This window comes from Rhodococcus sp. NPDC059969, assembly GCF_042738325.1.
Lineage (GTDB): Bacteria > Actinomycetota > Actinomycetes > Mycobacteriales > Mycobacteriaceae > Rhodococcus_F.
The window spans coordinates 74906-87820 of record NZ_JBHWUF010000006.1; the positions used below are offsets into that span (position 1 = coordinate 74906).

The following is a 12915-nucleotide window of genomic DNA, read 5'->3' on the forward strand; positions in this document are numbered from 1 at the left end:
CAGTTGTCTATTGACCTAACGGAGTCGGGCGGTAGTACTTGCCCTCGTGGTAGAGCAGGGGCGCGGCAGCGGATTCGTCGTCTTCTTCGGCGTGAACCCGCGTGACGAGTCCGATGACCAGTGTGTGATCGCCGACGGGGATCAGCTGGTCGACCTTGACGCGCATCCAACTGGGGGTGCCGTGCAGAACCGGTTCCCCGGTGTCGAGTACCGCCCACAGCGACTCGTCTGCAAAACGCTGATCGGCGCTACGCGCAAAGCGCTGGGCCAGATGTTGCTGGTGTTCGCCGAGAAGGTGGATCACCAAGGACTCGGCGGCCTTGAGTGCGTTGATACTCGACGACGTCTCCGCGATGTTGAACGAGACGAGCGGCGGCTCGAGGGAGACGGACGAGAACGAGGTGGCGGTGAAACCCACCGGGCCGGTACCCGAATCGAGGGTCACGACGGTGACACCGGCGGGGTGGCGGCGAAGCGCTGCGCGGTAGTCGCCGGCGCAGATGCCGGTGGACAACTCGGGCGTCGCCGCTACTTCGGGGACGTCGGGGGTGGTGTGGCTGGAAACGGCATTCGGCTTGTCAGACAACGGGAACTCTCCGGCTGGAACTCGAGGTGTGCGGTGTGGTCGAGGTGACTGCGCTCGGCATACACAGACATGCGTCGGTGCGGCACAGATCTACGTGCCGTCGTCGCCAGTGGTTGCCGGCCGGGGTCCTGGTTGCAGTGCACATGGTGCGTCCAACTATAGGTGGACGCACGTACGAGTGGTTTCGGACCGGGTTGGCTGAAGTGCTTCAGTCCATGTCGACGGCGAGGCCGGCGGTGATTCGGAGGAGTTCGGAGTACGTCGTGCGAAAGACCGTGTTGGGGTGCCCGGCGGCTGCCCACAACTCGGGGTACTGCTCGAGGGCGGTATCGATGTACGTCGGCAGGTTGGTGGGATGCCCGAGCGGAGCGACCCCACCGATCGGCTGGCCCGTCGCGGCCTTCGCCATTTCCAGCGGCGCCCGCGTGAGCTTGCCTTCGAGGCGTTCGCCGGTGGCCTTCAGGTTGACCTGATGTGCGCCGGAGACCAGCAGCAGGACCGGATCGTCGTCGAGAAGGAACACCAGCGACTTGGTGATCGCGCCGACCTCCACCCCGACGGCCGCCGCTGCCTCGGCCGCGGTATGCGTGGCGTCGGGCTGCGTGACGATGACGCCGTGGTGACCCCGCGAGATCAGTGTTTCGGCGACGTGCGAGGCGTTGGGGTGGAGGAGGCTCGTCATGAGTTCAGACTAGGACTGGTCGGCGTTCGCCACAGCTGGAGTCGGCGTCGTGTCGGTGGACTTTCGGTTACGACGGATCGTGAAGCCGAACAGCATGACCGCACCGATCAGCGCGTACAGGAAGAGCGTCAGGGCAGGCTGGCCGACGCCGACGTTGTTGAAGTAGACGATGCTCCGGACGCCCTCGGTGCCGGCGCCGGGTGTGATCCATCGGCCGATGGCGGCGTAGAACGAGGGAATCACGTTGGAGCCGAATGCGCCTCCCGCACTGGGATTGCCGAGGATCACGAAGACGGCGATAGCCAGCGGGACGGCCAGAACGCCGATGGCGGCGCGCAATCCGAGTGTGAACATAGCGGTGCCGAACACCACGGCTGTTCCCAGGATCCAGAGCGGGAACCAGTGGCCGGCGAAAGTTCCGAGTACATGTGAGGTGATGAGGGCGCCGAGGGCTCCCGAGATGACCGAGTAGATCGCGATCACGCCCGTGTGTGCGCTTGCCTGGCGGAGCGTCTTCGGCGCACCGATGAACAGTCCGATGGCTGCCGCGAGGAGGTAGCCGCCGACGACCCAGCCGACCGAGAGGTAGAAGCCGGAGAGGCCGCGGTTGTCGTGCGCTCCGACGGGGATCTCGTCGCGGACGACGAACTGTCGGTCCTGCGTTGCCTCGACCTTCGTGAACACCGCTTCGAGTGACGTCGCGATGGAGCTACCGCCCGCGCTCGCGGTGATCAGGGTGTCCGGTCCGGCCGGGTTGATGACAAACGCGCCCTGGATCTCTCGGTCGTTGATCATGCGGCGAGCGGTCGCCGTGCTGTCGACCACCTGAGCGTCGAGCGGGCTGCCGTCGATGGCGTTGAGTTTGTCGGCGATCTGCTGATCCGTGCCGTCGGGTGCGCCCTGATCGGCGATGACCGCGATTTCGATGTCTCGCGGAGTCGGCTGATGGAAGGCGGCGACGTAGCTGAGGATGAAGCCCATCTGCAGCAGGAGCACGCCGACGAACAACGCGGCCATCACCTTGGGTGCGCCGTACTTCACGAGCAGATTGTCGTGGTGGTGTTCGTCGTGGGTGGAGCTGTTGTCTGGTGCGGCGTGTGCTGGATGCGTAGTGGTCACGAAAGAGTCCTGATCTTGTCGAAAGTAAAGAGCTTGTCAATACCCGAGGTATTGAATACTCTAGGTATCGTGACTGAATCTCGTCAACCGGACTGGACTCCGGTAACCCGCCCCGGACGTGACGTGGTGCGGCAAAGACTGCTCGACGCTGCGGCGGAAGAGTTTGCGGAGCGCGGATTCAGTGCTGCACGTCTCACTGAAGTCGCTCGCCGAGCGGGCTTCACCAAGGGGGCTGTCTACTCCAACTTCGAGTCGAAACAGGATCTGTTCGCCGAACTGTTTGCGCAACGGTCTCTCGAACTGGCCGGCCGCGTACTCGCCGAGATTGCCGGCATGAACCCGGCGGATGCGGCGGGCAAAGGCGGCGAGGCAATTGCAACGTGGATGGTCGACGATCCGGGGTGGTCACTGCTCGTCCTCGAATTCGGAGTCCTCGCCGGGCGTGATCCGCAGATCGCTCAGGCGTACTTACGTGAGCGTCGCCACTTGCGCAGTCAACTCGTGGAGTTGATCGGCGAACGTGCCCGTGAATGGGGGGTGGACGATTCCTTCGACGTGCGGACAACCGCAATCTCGTTGATGGCCTTGATATCCGGGCTCGTTCTCGAGCACTCGGTGGATCCGGAAGAGGTTGATCAGAGTGTCATGGGTGCCGCCGTGACGGCACTCTTCGCCGGCGCCGTCGCACGGGCAGGATTGTCCGCCGTCTGAGTTGCTCGGTTGACAGGCAACAGATTTGAGAACTACCCTCTGGGTGCAGTACCTCGTTAGGTGAGGCTTCTGCACGAACACAGGCCACTGATCTCACGACGTCGAGAGACGCCCAAGGTTAGGACAGATCTCCCCGGCTTAAGGGGTGATCCAAAGTGGCTTCCCGGTTTGGATCGGGACACGTCGTGCAGTGCCAAAACTCGGACGTGGAGGTGTTTTCGCAGCTTGATGCCGGTTTCTTCCGGCGAAGGCGAGAGTACGTCGATATTCGGTTCTCCTGGCGTGTGCTGTGCGCATGCAATCGTGTGGCGTCAACGGACGCCCCGACCTTTCAGGAGGTGACCATCGTGGACGACCCGCCGAGTCGATATTCGACCCATCCTTCTGTTCTTGCCGACGATGCTCACCCCGGTCTTTTGCTCTTCAGTCACTGACTCTTTGCATCCTCGGCTTCATCTGCGCGGCTTTGCCGCGTCCGCTGACGACTTCCATTGTCGCTCAGCGCATTCTGCTGCCCTCATGCACTGACGTGGTCTGATGCGTTCGGGCAGCCGAGGAGATTCGTCATGTCATTTTCCGTTCTCGCATTGCGGCCACGGCCCACGAGAAACAGTGCACAACAAACACATTCAACAGTCCTGGCAAAGGAAAGCGCACAGGAATTGGTCGACTACTCGGCCTCGGACACGCGCACCGTCCTCGCGGATCTGACCACGACGGCCAACGGCCTTCGCGACGATCAGATCGACGATCTTCGTCGGCAATACGGGCGCAACGACGTCCGCCACGACCGCCCGGCGCCGGCAATCGTGCAGTTCGCGGGGGCCTTCAAGAACCCGTTCATCCTGATCCTGGTATTCCTCGCTCTGATCATGGTCGGGACGGACGTGGTGTGGGCGGACCCGGAAGACGGACCTTCCTACGAGGGCATCATCACTCTCGGGTTGATGATCTTTGTCAGTGTCTCACTGAGGTTCTGGCAGGAATATCGCTCGAGCCGCGCCGCCGAGGCGCTCAAGGCGATGGTGACGACAACAGTCGCGGCCACCCGCAAGATCAACAACACCGTGGTCACGGCTGAGATTCCGATCGAGCAGTTACTGCCAGGTGATGTAGTCCAGCTTGCCGCCGGCGACATGATCCCGGCCGATGTCCGCATCATCCGGGCCAAGGATCTACAGGTCAATCAGTCCATGCTCAGCGGTGAATCGATGCCGGCCGAGAAGTCTGCGGAACCATCCTCGGGGATCGACGTCGATCGACTGCTCGAAGCCGAGAACATCGGGTTCATGGGTACTTCCGTCGTGTCGGGCAGCGGCACCGCCGTTGCGGTGCACACCGGCAAGCGAACCTACTTCGGTGCCATGACAGCACAATTGGCATCCAAGCGACCCGAAACCAGCTTCGACGTCGGGGTGCGCAGCGTCAGCTACCTGCTGATCAAGTTCATGCTGATCATGGTTCCCGCGGTGTTCATCATCAACGGACTGACCAAGGACTGGAGCCAAGCACTACTCTTCGGCGTCGCCACCGCCGTGGGGTTGACTCCGGAAATGTTGCCGCTCATCGTGACGGCGAACCTGGCCAAGGGTGCGCTCCACATGTCGCGCAAGAAGGTGATCGTCAAGCAGATCAACGCGATTCAGAACTTCGGTGCCATGGACGTTCTGTGCACGGACAAGACCGGAACTCTCACCGAGGACCGCATCGTTCTCGGTGAGCATCTCGATACTGCCGGACGTAAGTCCGAGGACGTATTGCGGCTAGCGGCGGTCAATTCCGTGAATCAGACCGGATTGCGCAGTCTTCTCGACGACGCGGTGATCGAGGCCGCCGGTCCCGGAGTGGTCGAGGAGATCTCGCGTCGCCACGGGTTGGTGGACGAGATTCCCTTCGACTTCAAGCGCCGTCGACTCTCCGTGGTGGTCGACCACGGAGACGCCGATCTGATCGTCACCAAAGGTGCAGTGGAAGAGCTCCTTTCGGTCTGTGAATCGGTGGAACTGGACGGGGTGACCCACCAATTGACACCGGGATGGCTGGCCCGAGTCGACCGTCTGGTCGCGGAGCTGAACGGTCAAGGCAAGCGAGTGCTTGCGGTGGCAACAAAGACGGTCGTCGAAGAGCAGCGCCGCGAGTACTCGACGGCCGACGAAGAGGGCATGACCCTGGTCGGGCTGCTCGCGTTCCTCGACCCGCCGAAGGAATCTGCGGCCGGGGCGATCGAAGCCCTCGCGAGCCACGGAGTCGCGGTCAAGGTAGTGACGGGTGACAACGAACTGGTCGCCGAAACCGTCTGCGGCAAAGTCGGTATCGACGTGGGAACTGTTGTATCCGGCGCCGAGATCGAAGCGTTGAGCGACGACGCCCTCGACGAGTTGGTGCAGCGGACAACCGTCTTCGCGAAGACGGATCCGATGCAGAAGGCACGTATTGTCGAATCGCTGCGCCGGGTCGGCCACACGGTTGGTTTCCTCGGTGACGGCGTCAACGACGCACCCGCACTGCGGGCCGCGGACGTCGGCATCTCCGTCGACACGGCGGCGGACATCGCCCGCGAATCCGCGGACATCATCTTGCTGGAGAAGGACCTCGGCGTACTCGAACAGGGAGTCATCGAAGGGCGTCGTACCTTCGGAAACATCCAGAAGTACATCAAGATGACCGCGTCGTCGAACTTCGGGAACGTCTTCTCGGTACTCGTCGCCAGCGCCTTGCTGCCGTTCATCCCCATGATTCCCGTAGTTCTGTTGTTGCAGAATCTGATCTACGATCTCTCGATGCTCACGATCCCGTGGGACCGAGTCGACGACGACTTCCTCGCGAAGCCCCGTAAGTGGGAGACCAAGAGCCTGCGCCGGTTCATGGTGTTCATCGGCCCGATCAGTTCGATCTTCGACATCTCGACGTTTGCGCTGATGTGGTTCGTGTTCGCTGCCAACTCTCCCGAGCACGCAGCCCTGTTCCAATCGGGTTGGTTCATCGAGTCATTGATTTCGCAGACGCTGATCGTTCACATGATCCGCACCCGCAAGATCCCGTTCATCCAGTCGCGTGCATCGCTGCCGGTACTGCTCAGCACGGGCGCCGCCTGCGTCTTCGCGCTGGTGTTCCCGTTCACGTCCTGGGGTCATTCCCTCGGATTGGTTTCACTGCCGTGGAACTACTTCCCGTGGCTGGTCCTCACTCTCGCGGCATACTGCGTCGTCACGCAGGTGGCCAAGGGAATGTTCATCCGTCGATTCGCGACCTGGCTCTAGGAGTTCACCGTGGAAATTCACGTCATCCTTGTGCGGATTGCGCTCGGGCTCGTCCTCGGCGCTGCCGTGGGGATCGAAAGGCAATGGCGCGCAAGGATGGCGGGTCTGCGAACCAATGCGTTGGTGAGCTTGGGTGCGACGCTCTTCGTCATCATGGGCGCGTACGGGTTTCAGGGGCCGGACGCTGATCCGACGCGCGTCGCAGCGCAGATCGTCTCGGGGATCGGCTTCCTCGGTGCCGGGGTGATCATGAAGCAGGGGGCCTCGGTCACCGGCCTGAACACCGCCGCAACCTTGTGGGCCACGGCCGCCGTCGGCGCGCTGGCCGGCGGCGGAATGTACTGGGTGGCGGTGTTCGGTGCCGGCGCAATCATGTTGGCGAACACGCTGTTGAGGCCGTTGGGTCGGATGATGGATCACCAGCCTGCCCGCACCGGTCGCGAGGAACCGCCGGCGGACTATACCTTCGAGGTGACCTGCCACGGCGACGCCGAAGCCCACATCAGAGGTCTTACCGTGCAGTCCATTTCGAGGCCGGAGTTCCAACTGCGGTCAGTGCAGTCCTTCGATATCCCGGACAGCGACCGCGTGCGGGTGGTGGCCGAACTGGCTGCCGCCGAGCGTGACGACGGACTCCTGGAATCCGCCGTCAGCCGGTTGAGTCTGGAACCGTTGGTGACTCACGTTCGGTGGGAGGTGGAACCGTCGAAGTAGTTCCGCAGGCCAGTTAGCGCGCATGTTCCTGCGGCGCAAGAGAGTTCCCCGGTGCGATGTTCGCGCAGTTGGATGGTGCAGGCTTACCGTTCAATCGGTCGTCGACCCAAGCGAGCGCACCTGGGAGCCAGAGCATGGCGCCGAGGAAGTGGCTGATGGTGTCGTACTGGTCGTACTGAATCGCCAGGCCGGCGTCGCAGTACTTGCGTGCGAGGCTGCGGACGTCGCCCGTGATCATGACGCCGTCTCCTGCTCCGACGTCGGGGCCGCCGGGTTGGGTGCCCTCGATGGTGCCGTTGGCTGCTTGCGCGATGAACATCGGAATGGTCGGTGTCGCCGCGGTGCCCATGTTGATCTTGTTCACGACATCGACGTACTCGGGAACCGTATTGGGATCGGCGTACTCGGGTTTGACCAGATCCTGCCAGGTCAGTCCGGGATACTGCGCCAGCACATTGCCGATGGACGCGTCTTCGAGTCGAGCCATGACGTCGCGTCCACGGTCGCTGAGATACTGCCCGAAATCGATGTCGTACGAACGCGCAACGCCGACGACTGCCATGCCGACAACGCCGCCCCACCCGATGCTTCCGCTCGCGTAGCGAAGGTTGTTGGCCGGATTGACCAGCACGCCGCCCTGCGCGGCGCCGATTAAGTTGTCGTTGATCTCCGGTGCGTACGCGGGAGCGAGGATCGAAGCCCAGTTGGTGGCGATCGCTCCGCCGGAGTACCCCATCAGCGCGATCTCGGCGTCGTCGGTGATTCCGGTTTCCTGGACATCTCGAGCGGCACGCAGAGCGTCGAGCGTCATCATCCCGTATTCGGGTCCGGCAGCGAAGTTTGCATCCGGGCCCTCGGTGTCCGGGACGACGATCGTGTAGCCCAGCGCGAAGAGTGGGCCGAACAGAGCCGCTTCGATGCTCGTGAAGGTTCCGCCGATGTTGAAGTTGCGTCCACTCGGCGTCCAGTCACCGATCGGGGTGTTACCCGCGATGGCCCGCGACGGACTGTCGTCGGGGTTCAGCGAATCGTAAAAGGACTGGTACGAAACAACTTTGTTCGGTTGGGCGTTGGCCGGGCGCAAGATCGAGGTGACGTTGGCGGACGGCTGGCCGAGGGCATCGGTCGAGCGATAGAGAACCTGCACTGCCTGTATCGGGGTCGGGATGTTGAGCACGGTGTACGGCACGGTGCGAGTCTCGAGGACCGCACCCGGGGCGTACGACGAGAGGGGTGCCGCGCCGTCGTAGCTGTAGAAACCGTCATCGGGGGACTTGGCAAGGGCCGGCTGCGCGAGCGCTACCGGTGCGCCGACGCCTGTCAGTGCAAGCGCGAGTACTCCGACAACTGCGCGAGATACGACCCTTGACGACATACTCGTCCTCCACGTTGGTGTGCCACGCCCCACCCTGAGATCGTGGTGTGACGACCACCATATATTACTCGCGGGTAATGTGGGGATCGGTCAGATCGGGCGCCGTCTCGAGGTCTCGCCGCAGGAAGATCTCGGAGGATTCGCCCGGGAGTAACAAGACTCCGGTGTCGGTGTATCCCATTGTGCGATAGAAGTTCTGGGCTGATTCGTCGGCGAGGGTGGAGGTGAGAACCTGTGAGTGTCCCGCACGGTTCATCTGTTTTTCCCAATATGCGACCAAGGCGTGTCCGGTGCCCTGGTTGCGGTGAGAAGACAGGACGGTCAGCATGTTCATGAACGGAATTTCGTCCCAGAACAAGCCCCAGCGCAGCCACCCGACCGCTTCACCATTGTGCTCAGCGAGGAGCACCCGACCGCGTTTAACCACGGACGTGAGTTCCTCGGTTGCGATGTGCGAGTCATGCTCACGTAAGAACGGCAAGTCTGTCTGTGCTGCGACGCGAATGTTCACCACGGACATCAGTATCGCCGTTCAGTCGGCGACGGCGACCTTCGGCTTCGACAAGTAGACAACTCCGGGGATGTGGTTGGGGTCCGTCGGCAACTGCACGTAACCCGCCCGGGAGTACAGGCGAATGTTCCGGACGCTCCTACTTCCCGTGAACAACTCGAAACTGGTGATGTGCGCCGGAGCATTCTGTTCCACGTGCTGCAGGAGGCGCCGGCCGAGGCCGTTACCCGCCGAGTCCGGTGCCACCATGAGACGCCCTATCTGCCAAGCGGTCCCGTCCGCTGTGCCTCGAACGGCCCCGACGAGCCTGCCGCTGCGTCGTGCGGTCCAGACGGTCGACTCCTGAACCCAGGCCCGGACCGTGGGAAGGTCCTCGTGGAGCGGGGGAATGTCCATGCTGTTGTTGGAGATTGCCTCCGAAACCCAGCAACAGCGTTGTAGAACAAGGATTTCCGCGTCGTCCTCGTCGGTTGCGCGTTCTATGACTATCTCGTCCATGGTTTCCTTTACGAATCGGTTCTTCGTACCCGCAGGGCAATTGTTCAGCCGCAGGCTGAATGTGGCGCGCGGCTGAACAATAGCCGCGCGGCTGTGAATGCAGAAAGTTCCAATTGAGGCATAACAAACAAAACGCCCGCGACCAATTGGTCGCGGGCGTTTCGAAAAAGAACGTCAGACAGTTGCCGGAGTGTTCTCGTCCAACTTCGGATCTTCGTTCGCGATTCGCTTGTTGCGAATGAGGCTGCTGATGAAAGCAGCGCCGATCAAGAAGACGCCGACCAAGCCGGTGATGATCTCGTTGATGTGAACGCCGATGGACACCATCAAGATGACAGCCAGAGCGCCGATGGCCCAGTGGGCACCGTGCTCGAGGTAGACGTAATCGGAGAGCGTTCCCTTGCGGACCAGGAAGACCGTGATGGAACGGACGAACATCGCGCCGACGAAGCCGAGGCCGAGGGCGATGATGATCGGGTCCGCCGTGATGGCGAATGCGCCGATGACGCCGTCGAAGGAGAAGGACGCGTCGAGGACCTCGAGGTAGAGGAACAGGAAGAAGCCGGCCTTGCCGGTTGCCTTCGCGAGCTGCGTGGGTCCGCCGGACTTGGCGGTTTCTTCCTCTTCGCCTTCTTCCGGCAGATTGAACAGTTCGCCCAAACCGTTGACCGCGATGTAGGTGATCATGCCCAGAACGCCCGAGATCATGACGGTCGAGACCTTGTCGTCAGCGGCGAGGAACGAACCACTCAGTACCAGGACGATGCCGGCCACGACGACCGAAAGCTGATCGAGCTTGCCGATGCGAGCGAGGGGCTTCTCCAGCCAGGACAGCCAGGTGATTTCACGCTCTTCGAAGATGAAGCCGAGGAAGAGCATCAGCAGGAACATGCCACCGAAGGCAGCGATCTGCGGGTGAGCGTCCGTGAGGATGGTTTCGTAGCTCGGCTCGTTCGTGCCGGGGAAGTACGCCGCTCCGTCCGGCGGCGGGTTGAGCGCGAGGTCGAGTGCAGCTACAGGACCGAGTCCGGAAGCAGCCCAGACGATCACGAGTGGGAACACCAGACGCATACCGAAGACAGCGATGATGACGCCGATGGTGAGGAAGATCTTCTGCCAGAATTCACTCATTCTTTGCAGAACAGTGGCGTTGATGACGGCGTTGTCGAACGAAAGCGAGATTTCCAGAATCGACAGGATGATGACGAGGAACAGTGCCTCGGGTCCGCCGTAGATGAACGCAACGATCATCGCGAGGATCGAAATTGCGATGGATAAACCGAATATTCGCAGTACCACGGAGCGTGGCCCTTTCTAGTTGGTCAATGCAGAGTGGTTACTGCAAGCGGTCTCTCACCGCATCCGAACGTGAAAACGGGGAGGGTTCCACAGACTACTGCGGAACCTTCCCCGAGTCAGCTCGTCGAGAGCGAAGATCAGACGTTGACGCCGTAATCGCGCGCGATGCCCGCGAGGCCGGACGCGTAGCCCTGGCCGATTGCGCGGAACTTCCACTCTGCACCGTTGCGGTACAGCTCACCGAAGACCATGGCGGTCTCGGTGGAAGCGTCCTCGGAGAGGTCGTAACGAGCGAGCTCGTTGCCGTTCGACTTGTCGACGACGCGGATGTACGCGTTGCGGACCTGGCCGAAGGACTGCGAGCGAGCTTCTGCGTCGTAGATCGAGACGGGGAAGACAACGCTTTCGACCTCGGCGGGAACCGCTGCGAGGTTCACGTCGATCTGCTCGTCGTCGCCTTCGCCTTCGCCGTCCGTGTTGTCACCCTTGTGCTCGATCGAGCCGTCGGGCGAACGGAGGTTGTTGAAGAAGATGAAGTGCTGGTCGGAGAGGACCTTCTTGTTCGAGCCTGCGCCGATTGCGCTGGCGTCGAGGTCGAAAGCAGCTCCGGTGGTGGAACGCGCGTCCCAGCCCAGGCCGACGACCACTGCAGTCAGGTTCGGGGCCTCCTTCGTGAGAGAGACATTGCCGCCTTTGGTCAAGCTGACGCCCATTCAGGGGTCCTTTCAAGAGGAGAGACAAGGCCCACTACGACGCGAAGTCGTCTTGGGAGTGTGTTTACCTCCACCACCCTAACCGCAGTTCCGGTGTGTTCGCCGTAACAGCAGAATTACGAACCGAGAAGCGAAGTGCTGGACCCGTAGGATTCAATCGTGGTGGGAAGATGGTCGGAGCGCTTCAATCGGGGGGCAAGAGTGGGGGAGTCGGTCAGTCGTGCGCGGGAGGCGCAGACGGCCATGGTTTCGGCGTTCCTCGACATGGACAAGCGGCAGACAATCGCGTCGGCAGCAGTCGACGCTTCCGCCGAGCTGTACCCCGAGCGAGGGCTGCGCGCGGAGTGGGAACCCGTTCGTGACCGGTGCTACCAGGCAGCGTCGGACTACCTCGACACATCCGAGCGATACGGCAACGATCAGGTACTCCACCAGAACCCGAACGGAGCTCGGGCCGCATTCGAGAAGTCGGTAGCCGAACTCGTCGAAGCGGCACAGGGCGTCGACGCCTTCTACAACGGGAATCGCGCGCATCTCGAGCAGGCGACGGTCACGATGTCCGCCATTCCCGTTCTCGGCCAACAGGCCCGAACCCTGGCAAACGCCGTTCGGGAAAAACTTGCCGCTACCGATCAGCGATATCGCGAGTACCCGTCGGTGGCGACGGCCTCCGAACACCTCGACGATGCGGTTGCAGCGCTCGACAATGCGCGCACCTCTGGTCGTGCCGACGCCGTCCGCACCCGTGCCGAGAGTGTCCGCGAAGCGGTATCGGCGCTCGAGGAAGCGCTGGCAGAAGCCCCGTCGACCCAGCACCGTGCCGAGATGACGATCACCTCGGTCTCGACCAGGTTGTCGGCAGTCCGGACGCGAGTGGACCGACTCGACCCGGCGTACTCGGCATTGCTCCGCGAGTTCAACGCCGCGAGTTCTGCTGACCTCGTCGACAACAGCAGTCGCAGCCGAGCGCATATCGATCAGGCCGACATCGATCTCAAGGAAGCGAAGCAGTCGCTGGCTGCGGGAAACCCAGAACATGCACTGGCTTTGATGGCCGAAGCCCGAGTGCACCTCGCCGACGCCGAAGCGTGCGCAGACGCCGTGACGGACCGTCTCGCTACTCTGCGTGCAGTTCGGGCAGATCCGAGCCAAAAGGAACGTGAGGTTCGTTTCCGGTTGAAAGACGCCCAGATGTTCGCTGTTAACCAAGGGTTGGTGGCGGAGTGGGGCTCCGTACTCGATGCTCAACTAGCAAGGATCGAGCGAGCGAGTGCGTCACTGTCGGGAACTCATCCGGACTACTGGTCGTATGTATTACAGCTGGACTCGGTATCGACGTTCATCACCGAAGTTGTCGAGAAGATGCGGGCGCGAGCCGGCAAGAACTGAATGGTCGGGCCGATCGGGGGATCGGAGTTGCTCGACGCGTTGTCACAGGGGGTCGTTT

Annotated in this window: 12 protein-coding genes and 1 riboswitch; of the genes, 4 read left to right on the forward strand and 8 right to left on the reverse strand. The window is 62.1% G+C overall.

Annotated features, from left to right (window positions below; all coding sequences use genetic code 11):
* Positions 1 to 7: 7 nt before the first annotated feature.
* The 3 genes from dszD to ACFWAD_RS17920 form a co-directional block, all read right to left on the reverse strand.
* A complete protein-coding gene (gene dszD, locus ACFWAD_RS17910; RefSeq protein ID WP_003941189.1) occupies positions 8 to 586 on the reverse strand; it encodes an NADH:FMN oxidoreductase DszD in 579 nt (192 codons plus the stop codon).
* Positions 587 to 794: 208 nt separating this feature from the next.
* The gene (locus tag ACFWAD_RS17915) at positions 795 to 1268 is read right to left on the reverse strand and encodes a YbaK/EbsC family protein (protein ID WP_378546156.1); all 474 of its coding nucleotides are present in this window, start codon (positions 1266 to 1268) and stop codon (positions 795 to 797) included.
* Positions 1269 to 1277: 9 nt separating this feature from the next.
* Positions 1278 to 2387, reverse strand: coding sequence for a hypothetical protein (locus ACFWAD_RS17920; protein ID WP_378546159.1), 1110 nt, complete (start codon positions 2385 to 2387; stop codon positions 1278 to 1280).
* A 126-nt stretch (positions 2388 to 2513) separates the two neighbouring features.
* Between ACFWAD_RS17920 and ACFWAD_RS17925 the strand changes: the two genes are divergently transcribed.
* The 3 genes from ACFWAD_RS17925 (at position 2514) to ACFWAD_RS17935 (ending at position 7072) form a co-directional block, all read left to right on the forward strand.
* The gene (locus ACFWAD_RS17925; protein ID WP_039972784.1) at positions 2514 to 3098 is read left to right on the forward strand and encodes a TetR/AcrR family transcriptional regulator; all 585 of its coding nucleotides are present in this window, start codon (positions 2514 to 2516) and stop codon (positions 3096 to 3098) included.
* 45 nt (positions 3099 to 3143) lie between these two features.
* Positions 3144 to 3317, forward strand: a riboswitch (M-box (ykoK) riboswitch).
* Between the two features lie 347 nt (positions 3318 to 3664).
* A complete protein-coding gene (gene mgtA / locus ACFWAD_RS17930) occupies positions 3665 to 6358 on the forward strand; it encodes a magnesium-translocating P-type ATPase (RefSeq protein WP_378534721.1) in 2694 nt (897 codons plus the stop codon).
* A 9-nt stretch (positions 6359 to 6367) separates the two neighbouring features.
* On the forward strand, positions 6368 to 7072 hold the full coding sequence (locus tag ACFWAD_RS17935; RefSeq protein WP_003941187.1) for an MgtC/SapB family protein: 705 nt from the start codon (positions 6368 to 6370) through the stop codon (positions 7070 to 7072).
* Positions 7073 to 7085: 13 nt separating this feature from the next.
* Here the strand turns inward: ACFWAD_RS17935 and ACFWAD_RS17940 are convergent, their stop codons facing one another.
* From ACFWAD_RS17940 to ACFWAD_RS17960, 5 genes are all read right to left on the reverse strand, one after another.
* Positions 7086 to 8447, reverse strand: a complete 1362-nt coding sequence (locus tag ACFWAD_RS17940) for a lipase family protein (RefSeq protein ID WP_378546162.1) — start codon at positions 8445 to 8447, stop codon at positions 7086 to 7088.
* Positions 8448 to 8511: 64 nt separating this feature from the next.
* On the reverse strand, positions 8512 to 8961 hold the full coding sequence (locus ACFWAD_RS17945) for a GNAT family N-acetyltransferase (protein ID WP_378546165.1): 450 nt from the start codon (positions 8959 to 8961) through the stop codon (positions 8512 to 8514).
* Positions 8962 to 8979: 18 nt separating this feature from the next.
* Positions 8980 to 9456 carry a GNAT family N-acetyltransferase gene (locus tag ACFWAD_RS17950; RefSeq protein WP_378546168.1) on the reverse strand — a complete coding sequence of 159 codons (477 nt, stop codon included), beginning with the start codon at positions 9454 to 9456 and terminating at the stop codon, positions 8980 to 8982.
* Positions 9457 to 9630: 174 nt separating this feature from the next.
* Positions 9631 to 10755 (reverse strand): DUF475 domain-containing protein, encoded by a 1125-nt coding sequence (locus tag ACFWAD_RS17955; RefSeq protein ID WP_029254390.1) that lies wholly within the window; start codon positions 10753 to 10755, stop codon positions 9631 to 9633.
* Between the two features lie 137 nt (positions 10756 to 10892).
* Positions 10893 to 11468 (reverse strand): TerD family protein, encoded by a 576-nt coding sequence (locus ACFWAD_RS17960; protein WP_003941199.1) that lies wholly within the window; start codon positions 11466 to 11468, stop codon positions 10893 to 10895.
* 243 nt (positions 11469 to 11711) lie between these two features.
* Here ACFWAD_RS17960 and ACFWAD_RS17965 point away from each other — a divergent pair, with 243 nt between their 5' ends.
* A complete protein-coding gene (locus ACFWAD_RS17965; RefSeq protein WP_378546171.1) occupies positions 11712 to 12857 on the forward strand; it encodes a hypothetical protein in 1146 nt (381 codons plus the stop codon).
* Positions 12858 to 12915 lie beyond the last annotated feature (58 nt).